A 14,944-nucleotide genomic window follows, 5' to 3' on the forward strand; every position below is an offset into this window, starting at 1 on the left:
CCGGCGCCGGACGGGCCGGGGACCGGTAGCGTTTACGCGACCCGGCGGCCGCAGCCGGCGTCACCACCGACAGGAGCACCGCGTGGTCGCGAGCATCGAGGACGTCGCCCGCCGGGCCGGCGTGTCGATCGCGACGGTCTCCCGGGCGCTGCGCGGGCTCCCGGACGTCGCGGCCGGCACCCGCGACCGCGTCCTCACCGCGGCCAACGAGCTCAACTACGTGGCCTCGCCGTTCGCGGCCCGGCTGGCCAGCGGACGGACGGCGACGATCGGGCTCGTGGTCCCGTTCGTCAACCGCTGGTTCTTCGCCGAGGTCATCGCCACCGTCGAGGCCGAGCTGCGCCAGGCGGGTTTCGACCTCCTGCTCTACAACCTGGGCGACGAGGACGGCCGGCGTCGCTTCTTCGACGAGATGCCGATGCGCAAGCGCGTCGACGGCGTGCTGGTCGCCAGCCTCGTGCTCGAGGACGCCGAGTTCGACGCGCTCACCGCCCTGCACCGCCCGGTCGGGCTGCTCGGCATCGAGCGGGAGGGTTTCCTGTCGGCCGGCATCGACGACGTCGCCGCCGCCCGCGCGGCCGTCGACCATCTCGTGAGCCTGGGACACCGCCGCATCGGGCTCATCGGCGGCGACACCGACGACCCGATGCGGTTCACGCCGCCGCTGCACCGCCGCGACGGGTACCGGCACAGCCTCGCCGCGGTCGGCGTCGAGCCCGACCCCGACCTCGAGCGGCTCGGCTACTTCACGGTCGAGGGCGGCCGGTCCGCGACCCGGAGCTTCCTCGAACTGCCCGACCGGCCGACCGCGATCTTCGCCGAGAGCGACGAGATGGCCTACGGCGCCATCCGCGAGATCTACCGCTCCGGGCTGGTGCCGGGCGAGGAGGTCGCGGTGATGGGCTTCGACGACCAGCCGTTCGCCGAGCTCATGGACCTGTCCACCGTGCGTCAACCGGTCGGCGTGCAGGCCCAGGACGTCACCACCAGACTGCTCGCCCGGATCGCCGGGGCCGACGACGACGACGGGGACCCGCGGGACCCGGCGGTGGTGCTGCCCACCGAGCTCGTCCTGCGGGCCAGCACCCAGGGCCCGGACGGAGCCTCGTCATGACCTTGATGCTCATCGACGCCGCCAACCTGTACTTCCGCGCGTTCCACGCCATCCCCGACACCGTCACCGCGCCGGACGGCCGCCCCGTGAACGCGATCCGCGGCTTCCTGGACATGTCGGCCTCCCTCATCGACAAGCGGCGTCCGTCCCGCTGGGTGGCCTGCCTCGACCTGGACTGGCGACCCGCGTTCCGCGTCGAGCTCGTCCCGACCTACAAGGCGCACCGGGTGGCACCCGACGGCGGCGAGGAGGTTCCCGACCTGCTGAGCCCGCAGGTGCCGCTCCTGCTCCAGGTGCTGACGGCGTTCGGTCTCGCGTGCGCCGGCGCCGAGGGTTTCGAGGCCGACGACGTCATGGCGGCCCTGGCGCGTCGCGACCGCGACCGGGTGGAGGTCGTCAGCGGCGACCGCGACATGCTGGCCCTGGCCGACGACCGCGTCACCGTGCTGTACACCGGCAAGGGGATCGCCAAGATGGAGGACATGACGCCGGCCGCGGTGCGGACGAAGTACGGCATCCCGGCCGAGAACTACGCCGACTTCGCGGTGCTGCGCGGCGACCCCAGCGACGGCCTGCCGGGCGTCGCCGGCGTCGGCGAGAAGACCGCCGCCGCGCTGGTGTCCCGCTTCGGCACGATCGAGCAGATCGTGGCCGCGGCGACCGCCGGCGACGACGGGTTCCCGGCCGGCGCCGCGGCCAAGGTGCGGGCCGCGACCGACTACCTCGCGAAGGCGCCGTCAGCCGTCCGCCTGCGCAGCGACGCCCCGGTGCCGGAGGTTGACGACGACCTGCCCGCCCGTCCGCGAGATGCGGACCGGCTTGCCGAGCTGGCGACCGAGCTCGGCCTCGAGAGCTCGGTCGAGCGCCTGACGAAGGCAGTGGCCGCCGCGCGCGGCTGACGCAGACCCGACCGTCAGCTCGTCGGCTGCACCGTGTACTTGGCGTCGCTGGTCTTGGTGATGGTCACCCGGTAGGTCGCCTTGGCCGAGGTCGTGCACGTGAAGGTGGCGTCCTTCTTCACTGTGATGTCCTTGCCGTTGTTGCACGAGACGCCGCTGCGGCTGAACGTGCTGGCGATGTACTTCTCGACCGCGGTGTGGCTGAGCTTCTTGTCGGCGAAGGGTTTGAACACCGCGAAGATCAGCACCAGCGCGACGGCGACCACCACGACGACGGCGACGAGGGCGATCAGCAGGCCCTTGCGACTCTTGCGCTCGGGCTGCGGCGTCGACGGGTAGGCACCGCCCTGGCCGTAGCCCTGCTGGCCGTAGCCCTGCTGGCCGTAGCCCTGCTGGCCGTAGGACTGCTGGCCCTGCCCGTAGTTCTGCTGGCCGTAGGACTGCTGGCCCTGCCCGTAGGACAGTTGGCCGTAGCCCTGCTGGCCCTGCCCGTAGGACTGTCGGCCGTAGCCCTGCTGGCCGTAGGACTGCTGGCCGTAGCCCTGCTGACCCTGTCCGTAGGACGGCTGGCCCTGGCCGTAGGACTGCGCACCATGGTTCTGCTGGGCCTGCTGGCCGTAGGACTGCTGGCCGAACGAGCCGCCGGCGGACAGCGCCGTCGTCTCGTGTCCAGAGTCCGGCCCGGCCGCGTCGCTCGGCTTGCTCCACGGGCTCGGCGCCGGGCCGGACCCCTGGGGTGACGGGCTCGGCCGCTGCTGGCTGCCCTGGTCCCCCCAGGAAGGCTGCTGCTGACCCTGCTGCTGATCGCCCTGCTGCCCCCAGGAGGGCTGCTGCGCATTCTGCTGCTGGCCGGCCTGCTGGCCGCCCTGCTGCCCGTAGGACTGCTGGCCGCTCTGCTGCCCGTAGGACTGCTGACCGCCCTGCTGCCCGTACGACGGCTGCTGGGCAGCCTGCTGCTGGCCGAACGGCGGCGGCGTGCCCTGGCCGGCGGCCTGGCCACCCGGAGTCGGATCACCGGCCAGTCGCGGCACCACCCGCGTCGCGTGGTCGTCGTCCTCCGCACCGGCATCGGACCGTGCGTCGGGCTCCTCGCGGGGGTTCTGTGCCTCGGGCGCAGGTGGCGGCGGCGGCCACGACTGCTGCTGCGGCGGCGTGTTCTGCGGCCACTGCTGGCCGGGGTTGCCGCCCTGGTTGCTCTGGTCGGACATGCGCCACCTCACCGATCGGGTCGTTCGAGCCGCGATCACGGTAGCGCCTGGACCTACGCGGTGTCCGGGCCGACACCGTCCCGGCCGACATTCTGGGGCCACGTCGCCCTGGCCCGTGCTGTTCGGTCTGCAGGTCAGGGCTGCATGCTCTGCGCGACCACGCCGTGCCTGATGGCCGCGGCGGCGCTGCGGGCGACGGCGCCCACCGTGGACGCGCCGCCGTTCGGGCCGGGCGCGGCGGCGAGCTGCTCGAGCAGGTCCAGCACCTGCTTGCACCAGCGGATGAAGTCTCCGGCCGACAGCTCGTTGCCGCGTTCGGCAGCCACCCCGAGTACGCGGTCGAGACGCTCCTGCCGGGCCCAGCGGTACATGGCCCAGACGAAGCCGAGCTGCGGCTCGCGGCTGGGCGGCAGCTGCCGCTGCTCCTCGACGTCCGCGAGGTCGGCCCAGATGCGTTCGGTGGCGGCCAGGGCGTCGCGCACCGCCGAGCTGGGCATGGCGTCGACCAGCAACTCCTCGCGGCGCGCCTCGTACACCAGCGACGAGGCCACCGCGGCGAGCTCGGCCGGGTCGAGCCCGTCCCAGACCCCGGCGCGCAGACACTCGGCGGTGAGCAGGTCGGTCTCGGACCAGATGCGGGCCAGCTGCCGCCCGGCCGGCGTCGTCTCGTCGCCGTCGAGGTAGCCGCGCTCGTCGAGCAGGTCGCAGATCCGGTCGAACGTGCGGCCCAGCGAGCCGGTGCGGCCGTCGATGCGCCGGCGCAGCCCCTCGTTCTCGCGGGCCAGGCGGCTGTACCGCTCGCCCCAGCGGGCGTGCTGCTCGCGGTCGGTGCACTGGTGGCACGGGTGCGCCCGGAGCGCGCGTCGCAGCCGCTGGACCTCGGCGTCGCCGTCGCCGGTCACGTCCGCGCCCGCGCGCCGGGGCCGTCGCGGGACGTCGTCCGGCAGGTCCAGCGCACGCAGGCTCGACGCGAGGTCCCGACGCTCCTGCGGTGAGCGGTGGTTGACGTGCTTGGGCACGCGCACCGAGCCCAGCACGTCCACTGCCATGGGGAAGTCGACGAGCGACAACCGACCCGACCACCGGCCCTCGGTGACCACCAGCGGACGCGGATCGTCGCGCGGGGCGACCCCCGGGTCCAGAACCACCGCGAGCCCGGCGCGCCGACCGCGCGGCACCCGGATGACGTCCCCGCGCCGCAGCGCCTCCAGCGAGGCGGCGATCGCTCCACGCCGCTCCCGTGCACCCTCGCGGGCGAGCAGGGTCTCGCGCTCGCCGAGTCGCCGACGCAGGTCGGCGTACTCGGCGAAGTCACCGAGGTGGCACTGCATCTGCGCCGCATGCTGGCGCAGGGTCTCCTCGTTGCGCCGGATCTGGGCGAGCAGCCCGGCCACCCCGCGGTCGGCCTGGAACTGCGCGAACGACGCCTCGAGCAGGGTGCGGGCCTGGCCACGCCCCATCTGCCCGACGAGGTTGACGGCCATGTTGTACGACGGCCGGAACGACGAGCGCAGCGGATAGGTGCGGTTGGACGCGAGCCCGGCGACCCGCTGCGGATCGACGTCCGGCGACCAGACGACGACGGCGTGCCCCTCGACGTCGATGCCGCGGCGACCGGCCCGGCCGGTCAGCTGGGTGTACTCCCCCGGCGTGACGTCGGCGTGCGACTCACCGTTGAACTTCGTGAGCCGTTCGAGCACGACTGTACGGGCCGGCATGTTGATGCCCAGCGCCAACGTCTCGGTGGCGAACACGGCGCGGACCAGGCCGCGGACGAACAGTTCCTCGACGGTCTGCTTGAACGCCGGGATGAGCCCTGCGTGGTGGGCGGCCACGCCCCGACGCAACCCGTCGCGCCACTCCCAGTAACCCAGCACCTCGAGGTCCTCGCGAGGCACCTCGGCGGTGAGTTCGTCGACAACCTCGTCGATCTCCGTGCGCTCGTCCTCGTCGGTGAGCCACAGCCCCGCCCACACGCACTGCTTGGCCGCGGCGTCGCACCCGGCCCGGCTGAAGATGAAGGTGATTGCCGGGAGCAGGCCCTCGCGGTCGAGGCGGGTGATGACGTCCGGTCGGTGCGGCGGTCGCCAGCCGCGTCCCCCGCGCCCGCCCCGCCGGTTGGGCACCGGGTCGACGTAGCGGGTGCGGTCGGCGACCTGGCGCAGCAGCTGCCCGTCGACGGAACTGCCGTCGGGCCCGAACAGGTCGAACATCCGCGTGCCGACCAGGACGTGCTGCCACAGCGGCACCGGCCGCTCCTCGTGCACGATCACCCTCGTCTCGCCCCGCACCGACACCAGCCACTCGCCGAACTCCTCGGCGTTGCTGACCGTGGCCGACAGCGAGATCAGCCGCACCGCGGCCGGCAGGTGGATGATCACTTCCTCCCACACGGCGCCGCGGAACCGGTCGCCGAGGTAGTGCACCTCGTCCATGACGACGTACCCGAGCCCGGCCAGCGCGGGGCTGCCGACGTAGAGCATGTTGCGCAGCACCTCGGTGGTCATCACGACCACGGGAGCGTCCGGGTTGATCGCGGTGTCGCCGGTCAGCAGCCCCACCTGTGCGGTGCCGTACCGGTCGACGAGGTCGTTGTACTTCTGGTTCGACAGCGCCTTGATCGGCGTCGTGTAGAAGCACTTCTGGTGCGCGGCGAGGGCCAGGTGAACGCCGAACTCCCCGACGACGGTCTTGCCGGCACCCGTGGGGGCGCAGACGAGCACCGAGTACCCGTCCTCCAGCGCCTCGCAGCCCTGCTCCTGGAACGGGTCGAGCGCGAACGGCAGTTCGGCGCGGAAGTCGACGAGGATCGGGCGCCCCCGGCGGCGCCGGGACGCGGCGTACCGCTCACTCGGCGACGACATGCCCTCCACAGTAGGCGGGCGGACCCGACGGCCGGACCGACAGCCGTCAGGTCGTGTCGGACCACGCGTCGCCGGCGACGGGCAACGACCGCGGGATGGGGTCGACGACGGACGGCTCGTCGTCCTCGAGGTGCTGCTCGGCGCGCTCGATCGCCTTCCGGCGGGCCTTGCGGCGGTCGTGGACGACCGCGAACAGCACCGCGCCCTCGAAGAGCACGACCATGGGCACGGCCATCGCGCACATCGTGAACGGGTCCGTGCTCGGGGTGGCGACCGCTGCGAACAGGAAGATCAGGAAGATCGCGATGCGCTGCGACTTCTTCAGGATGCGGGCGGACAGCACGCCGGCCATGTTGGCCATCACCACGAGCAGCGGCAGTTCGAAGGCGGCGCCGAACACCACGAGCATCAGGGTGACGAAGGAGATGTAGTCGTTGATCGTCAGCTGGGCCTGGGTGCCGTACCCGGACTGCTCGAGCAGCACCTGCAGGCCCTTGGACAGCACGGCGTAGGCCAGTGACATGCCTGCCGCGAACAGCACCGTCGAGACCGCGATGAACGAGATCGTGTAGCGGCGCTCGTTCTTGCGCAGGCCGGGGGTGATGAAGGCCCAGATCTGGTACAGCCAGAACGGTGCGGTGAAGATCGCTCCGGTGATCACCGAGACCTTCAGGCGGGTGGTGAACCCGTCCAGCGCGCCGTGATAGATCAGAGCGCACTCGGGCGCGTCCTTACCCGCCGACACGACCCGGTACTTCTCGGGAACCGAGCAGTAGGGGTGCCGCAGGAACTCGAGCGTGTGCGGGTACAGGAACCACCCGACGACCGCGCCGACGGCGATGAACACCAGCGCCCACACGATGCGACGTCGCAGCTCCCGCAGATGGTCCATGACGGCCATCCGGCCGTCCGGGGTCTTGGCCGGGCGCTGCTTCTTCGCCTTGCGCGTCCGCACCTGCTTGTCGACCATCGGCGTCAGCCAGCCCTGTCAGCGCAGGCCGGCGGCGCTCAGGCGGGCCTGCGCGGCGGAGATCCCGCCCTGCAGGTCCACCAGCTGCCCGTTGAGCTCCTGCAGCTGCGCGAGGTCGCGCCGGAGCCGGCGGGCCTTCCAGCTCAGTTCGTAGGCGCAGAAGCCCAGCACGACGACGGCAACGACGGCCGCGCCGATCCAGGCACCGATCGGGATCCACTCCACGTGCAGCACTCTACGTCGCCGCAGCCGTGAACAGCCCTACGTGTAGGCAGCAAGGGTGCGTACGGCCTCGGCGCGAACGTCCTCGGCCAGCCACTCGGGCGAGAGCACCTCGACCTGGCCCGCCGAACCGAGCACCAACGCCCGCACCCATCCGGGGTCGGCCACCCGCAACTCGATGCGCAGGCGGTCGCCGTCCTCGTGCAGGTTCTCGATGGCGTAGTAGTCGGCCACCCAGGCGTAGGCCGGGCCCAACCGCAGACCGACGAGCAGGTGCTCGACCGCGGGCTGGAACACCCCCTCGGAGAGGTCCCGCGGCTCGACGCCGGCCGGCACCGAGGCCGGCTCGTCCAGTTCGACGACGTCCTCCATGCGGTCGAGCCGGAAGACGCGCATGCCCTCCACACGGCGGCACCACGCCTCGACGTAGGTGTTGTCGTCGGCGACGAACATCCGCACCGGGTCGATGGTGCGCTCGGTGGTCTCGTCGCGGGAGGCGCTGTAGTACCGGATGCGCAGGGCGCGGCCGCGGTCGAAGGCGTTGCGGACGACCGGCAGCAGGCGCTCGGCGTCGTCGAGCTGCACCGCGACGGTCTCGTCGCGCACCGCCTCCCCCGCCACCGACTCGACCTTGGCCAGCGCGCGTTGCACGGCGTCGGTGTCCGCCAGACCCGGCGTCTCGGCGAGGGTGCGCAGAGCCACCACGAGGGCCAGCGCCTCCTCGGCGGTCAACCGCAGGGGCCGCGACATACCCGCGTCGAAGACGACCTCGACGTTCTCGCCCTCGAAGGACAGGTCGATGAGGTCCCCCGGGCCGTGGCCGGGCAGCCCGCACATCCACAGCAGGGTCAGGTCGCGGCGCAACTGCGCGTCGGTGATCCCGAAATCGGCGGCGGCCTGCTCGACGCTGATGCCCGGGCGGGCCTGCAGGTACGGGACGAGGGCCAGCAGTCGGGGCAGGCGCTCCTCGTTGGAGTTGGTGGCCATCACCCCACCGGGCCCGCGACGGCACGCAGCCGCTCGACGACCGCGGCGGCGAGGTCGGCGGGCTCGATCACCCGCGCTGCGGCGCCGCTGCCGGCCACCAACCGGGCCAGCCAGCCGGTGTCGGTGAAGTCCACCGTCAGCACCCCGTCGCGCTCGGAGCGGGCGATGCGGCGCAACTGGCCGGCGCCGCCCTCGCTGACCTGGATGCGCGCGACCCGGTCGCGCTCGGGTTGGGCGCCGGCCACCATGTCGAGCAGGTCGACGTGGTCGGGACGCTCGAACGCGCCGGGCCCGCCCACCGTCTGGACGCTGCCGATGATGCGGCCGAGCCGGAAGCTCCGCGGCTGGTCGCGGTCACGGTCGAAGCCGGCCACGTACCAGCGCCGGCGCCAGGACAGCACGCCCCACGGCTCGAGGGTGCGGGTCTCGGGCGCCGAAGACCCGGCCTTGGTGTAGTCGAACCGGACGACGGTGGCCGAGCGGGACGCGGCCAGCAGCGGCGGCAGCGCCGGGTCGCTGGCGTCGAGCTGGGGCACTGCTCCCGGCGCGTCGGCGGCGCGGACGTCGGTACCCGCCGCGCGCAGCTTGATCAGCGCCTGCCGGGCCGGCTCGCCGAGCGTGGCCGACTGCCAGAGCCGGGCGGCCAGGCCCACGGCCGCCGCTTCAGCCGCGTCGAACTCGATGGCCGGCAACTCGTAGTCGCGGCGCCGGATGCGGTACCCGTCCTCGGCATCGAAGTGGCTGTTGCGGCCGGTCTCGAGCGGGATGCCGAGGTCGCGCAGCTCGGCCTTGTCGCGCTCGAACATCCGCTTGAACGCCTCGTCCGTCGCCTTCGCACCGTCGGCGGCCTCGTAGCCGGGCACGGCGTCGCGGATGCGCTCGGCGGTGAGGAACTGGCGGGTCGAGAGCAGGCAGATGACCAGGTTCACGAGTCGTTCCGCGCGCCGGGCTGCCATGTCCTCAAAGCTAATCCGCGCGCGCGGCCTGCGCTGCTCGGCACGCCTGGAACCCATGGGCCCGATCATTGCCGATCGGGCGGCTGCGCGGGTAACGGGTATCGAGGCTCGGCGCGTCACGACAGGTGTCCCGGCCGCAGCCGTGGCTCACATCGAGGCGATGAGCTTCTCGACCCGCTCGTCGACGCTGCGGAACGGGTCCTTGCACAGCACGGTGCGTTGCGCTTGGTCGTTGAGCTTGAGGTGGACCCAGTCGACGGTGAAGTCGCGGCGGCGTTCCTGGGCCCGCTTGATGAAGTCACCACGCAGCTTGGCCCGCGTGTTCTGCGGCGGCACGCTCTTGGCCTCGAAGATCTCCAGGTCGTTGACGACCCGTTCGACCGCGCCCTTGCGCTGCAGCAGGTAGTACAGCCCGCGGGTGCGCGAGATGTCGTGATAGGCGAGATCCAGCTGGGCGACCCGGGGTGAGCTCAGCGGCAGGTCGTGCTTGGCGCGGTAGCGCTCGATGAGCTGGTACTTCGTCGCCCAGTCGATCTCGCGGTCGATGAGGGTGAGGTCCTGCTTCTCGACGGCGTCCAGGGTGCGGCCCCAGAGCTCGAGCACCCGCTTCGACGACGCGTCCTCACCGGTGCGGGCCACGAAGTCGACGGCCTTGGTGTAGTACTCGCGCTGGATCTGCAGGGCCGACGCGCTGCGCCCGGCGGCCAGCCGCACGGCGCGGGTGCCGGTGAGGTCGTGGCTGATCTCGCGGATGGCGCGGATCGGGTTCTCCAGCGTCAGGTCGTTGAACTGCACGCCGTTCTCGATCATGCGCAGGACGAGGTCGGCCGACCCGACCTTGAGGAAGGTGGTCGACTCGTTCATGTTCGAGTCACCGACGATGACGTGCAGGCGGCGGTAGCGCTCGGCGTCGGCGTGCGGCTCGTCGCGCGTGTTGATGATCGGTCGGCTGCGCGTGGTGGCCGAGCTGACGCCCTCCCAGATGTGCTCGGCACGCTGGCTCACGCAGTACACGGCGCCGCGGGGGGTCTGCAGCACCTTGCCCGCACCGCAGATCAGCTGGCGGGTGACCAGGAACGGGATGAGCACGTCGGCGAGACGGCTGAACTCGCCGTGCCGGCCGACCAGGAAGTTCTCGTGGCAGCCGTAGGAGTTGCCGGCCGAGTCGGTGTTGTTCTTGAACAGGTAGATGTCGCCGGCGATGCCCTCGTCGTGCAGGCGCTTCTCGGCGTCCACCACGAGGCCCTCGAGCACGCGCTCGCCGGCCTTGTCGTGCGCCACCAGGCTTTCCAGCGAGTCGCACTCCGGGGTGGCGTACTCGGGGTGGCTCCCGACGTCCAGGTAGAGCCGCGCACCGTTCTTGAGGAAGACGTTCGACGAGCGGCCCCAGGACACGACCCGACGGAAGAGGTAGCGCGCAACCTCGTCCGGCGACAGCCGGCGCTGACCGTGGAACGTGCACGTGACGCCGTACTCGTTCTCCAGGCCGAGGATCCGCTTGTGCATACCTTGCAGAGTAACCACGCGATGCCGGACGGGCGGGCACGACGGGGCCGTCGGGACGAGTGGCGACGGCGCCCGCCGACCACGGTGATGCGGTCGTCCGAACCGCCGCGCTCCGGGTCCGTCGACGGTGTGCGGACGCACGGGTTCCGACCCGTGTGCGCGCGCACCGCCGTTTACCCGTGACGGCCCGTCTTTACAATCAGACGTCTTCTGTCTAACCTCTGGATTCACCGGCTTGCCGTGTCAACCGAGGAGGCAGCATGCGCGAGGGGTCCCTGTCCGCCAATCTGAGCGGCACGACGTCGGCGGCCCGGCCGCAGTGGCGCGACCGCAAGCGCTACCTCTGGCTGCTCGGCACCGTCGTCCCGCTGTTCCTGTTCCTCGGCTGGGGGTTGGTGAATCTCACCGGGTCACCCGTGTTCTGGTGGATCGGGCCGATGATCATCTACGTGCTGATCCCCTCCCTGGACCTCGTCATCGGCGACGACGCGTCCAACGCCCCCGAGGAGGCCGTCGCCTGGCTCGACCAGGACCGCTACTACCGATGGGTCACCTACCTGTTCCTCCCGTGCCAGTTCGCCGCCTGGTTCACCGGCTTCTGGCTGATGACGCGGCACGGGGGGCTGGGCGTCGTCGACCGCATCGGCATCGCGGTGACCCTGGCCATGCTCAACGGCGTCGCGATCAACACCGCGCACGAGCTGGGGCACAAGAAGGAACACCTGGAGCGGTGGTTCGCGCGGATCGCGCTCGCCCCGTGCGGCTACGGCCACTTCTTCATCGAGCACAACCGCGGCCACCACGTGCGGGTCGCGACGCCGGTCGACCCCGCGTCCAGCCGGCTCGGTGAGTCGTTCTGGCGGTTCTGGCCGCGCACCGTCGCCGGCAGCGTGCGCAACGGGTGGCACCTCGAGCGCACCCGGCTGCGTCGCCTCGAGAAGTCGGTCTGGTCGTTGCGCAACGACGTCCTCAGCGCCTGGGCGATGACCGTCGTGCTGTGGGCGGTCACCATCGCGCTGTTCGGCGTGGGCATCTGGCCCTACCTGCTGCTGCAGGCCTTCCTCGCGTTCAGCCTGCTCGAGGCCGTCAACTACCTCGAGCACTACGGCCTGCTCCGCGCGTCGTTGCCCAACGGCCGGTACGAGCGGGTGACCCCGCGGCACAGCTGGAACAACAACCACCTGACCACGAACCTGTTCCTGTACCACCTGCAGCGGCACAGCGACCACCACGCGAACCCCACCCGCCGCTACCAGTCGCTGCGTCATTTCGAGGAGTCGCCGCAGCTGCCCGCCGGCTACGCCGCGATGATCCTGCTGGCCTACGTCCCGCCGTTGTGGCGTCGCGTCATGGACAAGCGGGTGCTCGCCCACTACGGCGGTGACGTGACGCAGGCCAACATCGCACCGCACGCGCGCGAGCGGGTCCTGGCCCGCTACGGCGCGGGCACCTCGGCCACTGCGGCCGAGGCCGCCTGACCGGTTGTCACAGCGAGCGACTGTCACACTGGGTCCATGGCCAGGTTCCGCTGCGAGGTGTGCGACTACACCTACGACGAGGCGGTCGGCGAGCCGCGTGAGGGCTTCCCGGCCGGCACGCCCTGGACCGACGTGCCCGACGACTGGACGTGCCCCGACTGCGGTGTGCGCGACAAGGTCGACTTCGTCGCCGTCGACGGACCCGACGAACGCGCCGACGGGTGACCCCGGGTGCACCGGTGCCCGGGCGCGGGCCGGTGGCCGGCGAGCCCGTGCGCTACGCGACCGCCGCCCGCGGCCTGCTCCGCGACACGATCGTCGACTCGGTCGATGCGCTCGCGCGGTCCCGCGGCTGGGCGGCCACCACGATGTCGGACGTCGCCCGCACGGCCGGGGTGAGCCGGCAGACGCTGTACAACGAATTCGGGTCGCGCCACGCCCTCGTCGAGGCCTACGTCGCGCGCGAGATCGAGCGGCTGGTCGCGGCGGCGTCCGAGGCGGTGCGTCACCACGCCGACGACGCGAAGACCGCGCTGCGCGAGGCCTTCGCCCTGTTCCTGCGCCTCGCGTCCGACGAGCCGGTCGTGAAGATCATCGTTGCGGACACCTCGACCGAGGGCGAACTGCTACAACTGCTCACCGGGGTGGGCCAGGCGGTGGCCGGCGGCCGGATCGCGACGCTGATCCAGGAGGTGTGGCCGCAGGTCGGTCCGGCCGACGCGCAGGTGGTCGCCGAGACCCTGGTACGTCTGGCGATCAGCCACGCGCTGCTGCCCGTCGCGGACCCCGACGTCGTCGCCGGCGACGTCAGCCGGCTGCTGGCCCCGTTCGTCGACTCCGTCCTCGGCCCCTGAACCCGTTCAGAGGGTCAGCTGCAGGATCGCGGTCCCGTCGGGCAGGGTGATCTGCACCCTGGCGATGCGTTCACGGCGCACCGCGGTGCCGCCGGTGAAGTAGGTGGTCCCGTCGGGCACCAGCGACCACGTGCCGACGTCGTGGCTGCGGTGGTCACGGTCGATGACCCGCAGGCCGTAGTCGCCGCGCAGCGACGCGGCGTAGCGGGCGTAGGTGCACCGGACGTCGATCTCGGTGCCCCAGGGCTTGGCCACGAGGCGGGCGGTCGCGTGCACCGGGGTGGTGCGGACGGCGGCCAGCGCCTGCGGCGCGGGCCGCGACGGCGTGGACGACGGCCAGAGCACGACGACCAGCGTGACCAGGCACGCGGCCGCGACGGCGGCGATGCCGGTGACCGCCCAGCGCCGCCGCCGACGCTCACGTCCGGCGCGGCGCAGCAGTCCGGGCAGCAGCGTGTCGGGAACGGGTCCGGCACGGTCCCGGTCGTCGGCACGCCGGTCATCGGCGGCTTCGTCGTGGCCCACCCCGGCCGTCACGCCTGCGGCCCTGGCCGCGGCGAGCACCCGGACGGTAGGTCGGAGCTCGTCCACGCGGGCGCGGCACGCGGCGCAGGTGCGAAGGTGCGCCTCGAACGCGGCGAGGTCGTCGGAGTCCAGCGCGCCGAGGACGTACGCGGCGTCGAGGTGGGAAAACGCGTCGCTCATGCCGTCACCCCCAGCTCGTCGAGGGCCAACCGCAGGGCACGCAACGCGTAGTGGGTGCGCGACTTCACCGTGCCGGGCGGGATGCCGAGGGCCTGCGACGCCTCCTGCACCGACGACCCGCGGAAGTAGCACTCGTGCAGCACGGCCCGGTGTTCCAGGGACAGCGCCCCCATGGCCTGCACGACGAGCTGGTGGTCGACCGCGTGGTCGGTGGGGTCGGGCACGGGCTGCTCGGGCACCTCGTCGGTGACGCGTTCGCGGCGGGAACGGGCGGTGCGCCAGTCGTCGATGACCAGCCGCTTGGCCACCGTGAACAACCAGCCGCGTGCCGAACCGTTGGCCTGGGCCAGGATGTGCGGGTTGCGCCAGGCCCGCAGCATCGTCTCCTGCACGACGTCCTGCGCCCGCGCGCGGTCGCCGTTGGTCAGCCCGACCGCGTACGCCCACAGCGCCGACCCGTGCTCGGTGTGCAGCTCGCGCAGCAGCTCGGCGTCGTCGGTGCGCACGGCTCCCTCGCGGTGTCTGTCGGCCAGGCGGTCGAGCGTCCTCACAACCGGACTACGGCGCACGGGCCGATCCGGTTCAACGGTGGTCCGGTTGAACCTAGTAGAACGCTCAACCGTGGAGAACCACATGGACATCACTTCAGCTGTGAGCAGGCGAGGAATCCTGGTGGCCGGGGCCGGTGTGGCCGGTGTCGCCGTCCTCGCGGCCTGCTCGGGGAACTCGTCGGGATCGAACGACACCGGTAGTGCGGACGGCAGCGGCACGGACGTGATCTCGCCGCCGGCCGGCGCACCGACACCGACCGCGGACACCTCGTCGGAGACGTCGTCGCAGGCGGGAAAGGGCCCGGCCGGGGACGCCCTGGTCTCGCTCGACGATCTCGGCGTCGGCACGTCGAGGGCCGTGAAGCTGGCCGACGGCAAGCCCGCCATCGTCACCCGGACGGGAACGGCGACGGCGGTCTGCTTCAGCGCCATCTGCACCCATCAGGGCTGCACCGTGAAGCCGAAGGGCAAGGAGTTCGACTGCCCGTGTCACGGTTCCCGGTACGACGCGACAACGGGGAAGGTGCTGGGCGGTCCGGCGCCCTCGCCGCTGCCCAAGATCACGGTGACCGTCACGGACGGCAAGGTCAGCGAAGCCGGCTGAACCGGCGCGGGTCGGCCCGATAAATC

At 71.9% G+C, this 14,944-nt stretch carries 15 protein-coding genes; 6 read left to right on the forward strand and 9 right to left on the reverse strand.

The genetic code is table 11. The features are described from left to right. The first annotated feature begins 82 nt into the window (after positions 1-82). Both ACFFCA_RS06055 and ACFFCA_RS06060 read left to right on the forward strand, forming a co-directional pair. On the forward strand, positions 83-1,114 hold the full coding sequence (locus ACFFCA_RS06055; RefSeq protein ID WP_375482810.1) for a LacI family DNA-binding transcriptional regulator: 1,032 nt from the start codon (positions 83-85) through the stop codon (positions 1,112-1,114). Next, positions 1,111-2,013, forward strand: coding sequence for a 5'-3' exonuclease H3TH domain-containing protein (locus ACFFCA_RS06060; RefSeq protein ID WP_375482812.1), 903 nt, complete (start codon positions 1,111-1,113; stop codon positions 2,011-2,013). Before ACFFCA_RS06055 ends, ACFFCA_RS06060 begins: the two co-directional genes overlap by 4 nt. Before the next feature lie 14 nt (positions 2,014-2,027). Here ACFFCA_RS06060 and ACFFCA_RS06065 read toward each other — a convergent pair whose 3' ends face one another. The 7 genes from ACFFCA_RS06065 to pafA form a co-directional block, all read right to left on the reverse strand. Beyond that, positions 2,028-3,221, reverse strand: a complete 1,194-nt coding sequence (locus ACFFCA_RS06065) for a DUF4333 domain-containing protein (protein ID WP_375482814.1) — start codon at positions 3,219-3,221, stop codon at positions 2,028-2,030. Between the two features lie 134 nt (positions 3,222-3,355). Further along, on the reverse strand, positions 3,356-6,085 hold the full coding sequence (locus ACFFCA_RS06070) for a DEAD/DEAH box helicase (RefSeq protein ID WP_375482816.1): 2,730 nt from the start codon (positions 6,083-6,085) through the stop codon (positions 3,356-3,358). A 46-nt stretch (positions 6,086-6,131) separates the two neighbouring features. Then, complete coding sequence (tatC, locus tag ACFFCA_RS06075; protein WP_375482818.1) at positions 6,132-7,055, reverse strand: twin-arginine translocase subunit TatC; 924 nt, start codon at positions 7,053-7,055, stop codon at positions 6,132-6,134. Positions 7,056-7,073: 18 nt separating this feature from the next. Further along, positions 7,074-7,280, reverse strand: coding sequence for a hypothetical protein (locus ACFFCA_RS06080; RefSeq protein ID WP_375482820.1), 207 nt, complete (start codon positions 7,278-7,280; stop codon positions 7,074-7,076). 36 nt (positions 7,281-7,316) lie between these two features. Next, entirely contained in the window at positions 7,317-8,264 is a 948-nt protein-coding gene (locus tag ACFFCA_RS06085; RefSeq protein ID WP_375482822.1) for a helix-turn-helix transcriptional regulator, read from the reverse strand. Continuing rightward, entirely contained in the window at positions 8,264-9,220 is a 957-nt protein-coding gene (locus ACFFCA_RS06090; RefSeq protein WP_375482824.1) for a helix-turn-helix transcriptional regulator, read from the reverse strand. Before ACFFCA_RS06090 ends, ACFFCA_RS06085 begins: the two co-directional genes overlap by 1 nt. 147 nt (positions 9,221-9,367) lie before the next feature. Further along, complete coding sequence (gene pafA / locus ACFFCA_RS06095; protein ID WP_375482826.1) at positions 9,368-10,726, reverse strand: Pup--protein ligase; 1,359 nt, start codon at positions 10,724-10,726, stop codon at positions 9,368-9,370. 260 nt (positions 10,727-10,986) lie between these two features. On the opposite strand from pafA, the gene ACFFCA_RS06100 reads away from it, so the two are divergent. The 3 genes from ACFFCA_RS06100 to ACFFCA_RS06110 are packed head-to-tail and all read left to right on the forward strand — an operon-like array spanning position 10,987 to position 13,058. Further along, positions 10,987-12,204, forward strand: coding sequence for an alkane 1-monooxygenase (locus ACFFCA_RS06100; protein WP_375482828.1), 1,218 nt, complete (start codon positions 10,987-10,989; stop codon positions 12,202-12,204). A gap of 36 nt (positions 12,205-12,240) precedes the next feature. Continuing rightward, positions 12,241-12,429, forward strand: a complete 189-nt coding sequence (locus ACFFCA_RS06105) for a rubredoxin (RefSeq protein WP_375482830.1) — start codon at positions 12,241-12,243, stop codon at positions 12,427-12,429. 14 nt (positions 12,430-12,443) lie between these two features. Then, positions 12,444-13,058, forward strand: a complete 615-nt coding sequence (locus ACFFCA_RS06110; protein WP_375482832.1) for a TetR family transcriptional regulator — start codon at positions 12,444-12,446, stop codon at positions 13,056-13,058. A 6-nt stretch (positions 13,059-13,064) separates the two neighbouring features. Here the strand turns inward: ACFFCA_RS06110 and ACFFCA_RS06115 are convergent, their stop codons facing one another. Both ACFFCA_RS06115 and ACFFCA_RS06120 read right to left on the reverse strand, forming a co-directional pair. Beyond that, positions 13,065-13,763 carry an anti-sigma factor family protein gene (locus ACFFCA_RS06115; RefSeq protein WP_375482834.1) on the reverse strand — a complete coding sequence of 233 codons (699 nt, stop codon included), beginning with the start codon at positions 13,761-13,763 and terminating at the stop codon, positions 13,065-13,067. Further along, positions 13,760-14,269, reverse strand: a complete 510-nt coding sequence (locus ACFFCA_RS06120; RefSeq protein ID WP_375482928.1) for a sigma-70 family RNA polymerase sigma factor — start codon at positions 14,267-14,269, stop codon at positions 13,760-13,762. The genes ACFFCA_RS06115 and ACFFCA_RS06120 overlap by 4 nt, the downstream gene beginning before the upstream one ends. A 145-nt stretch (positions 14,270-14,414) precedes the next feature. On the opposite strand from ACFFCA_RS06120, the gene ACFFCA_RS06125 reads away from it, so the two are divergent. Then, positions 14,415-14,918 carry a ubiquinol-cytochrome c reductase iron-sulfur subunit gene (locus tag ACFFCA_RS06125; protein WP_375482836.1) on the forward strand — a complete coding sequence of 168 codons (504 nt, stop codon included), beginning with the start codon at positions 14,415-14,417 and terminating at the stop codon, positions 14,916-14,918. The last annotated feature ends 26 nt before the right edge of the window (positions 14,919-14,944 follow it).

The sequence above is a fragment of the uncultured Jatrophihabitans sp. genome (genome assembly GCF_964252635.1).
Classification (GTDB): domain Bacteria; phylum Actinomycetota; class Actinomycetes; order Mycobacteriales; family Jatrophihabitantaceae; genus Jatrophihabitans.

Bases quoted from the DNA above. Each gene is read 5' to 3' on its own strand.
- ACFFCA_RS06060 (WP_375482812.1), top strand. From the start codon at position 1,111: ATGACCTTGATGCTCATCGACGCCGCCAACCTGTACTTCCGCGCGTTC.
- ACFFCA_RS06065 (WP_375482814.1), bottom strand. From the start codon at position 3,221: ATGTCCGACCAGAGCAACCAGGGCGGCAACCCCGGCCAGCAGTGGCCG.
- ACFFCA_RS06070 (WP_375482816.1), bottom strand. From the start codon at position 6,085: ATGTCGTCGCCGAGTGAGCGGTACGCCGCGTCCCGGCGCCGCCGGGGG.
- tatC (WP_375482818.1), bottom strand. From the start codon at position 7,055: ATGGTCGACAAGCAGGTGCGGACGCGCAAGGCGAAGAAGCAGCGCCCG.
- ACFFCA_RS06085 (WP_375482822.1), bottom strand. From the start codon at position 8,264: ATGGCCACCAACTCCAACGAGGAGCGCCTGCCCCGACTGCTGGCCCTC.
- ACFFCA_RS06090 (WP_375482824.1), bottom strand. From the start codon at position 9,220: ATGGCAGCCCGGCGCGCGGAACGACTCGTGAACCTGGTCATCTGCCTG.
- pafA (WP_375482826.1), bottom strand. From the start codon at position 10,726: ATGCACAAGCGGATCCTCGGCCTGGAGAACGAGTACGGCGTCACGTGC.
- ACFFCA_RS06100 (WP_375482828.1), top strand. From the start codon at position 10,987: ATGCGCGAGGGGTCCCTGTCCGCCAATCTGAGCGGCACGACGTCGGCG.
- ACFFCA_RS06105 (WP_375482830.1), top strand. From the start codon at position 12,241: ATGGCCAGGTTCCGCTGCGAGGTGTGCGACTACACCTACGACGAGGCG.
- ACFFCA_RS06115 (WP_375482834.1), bottom strand. From the start codon at position 13,763: ATGAGCGACGCGTTTTCCCACCTCGACGCCGCGTACGTCCTCGGCGCG.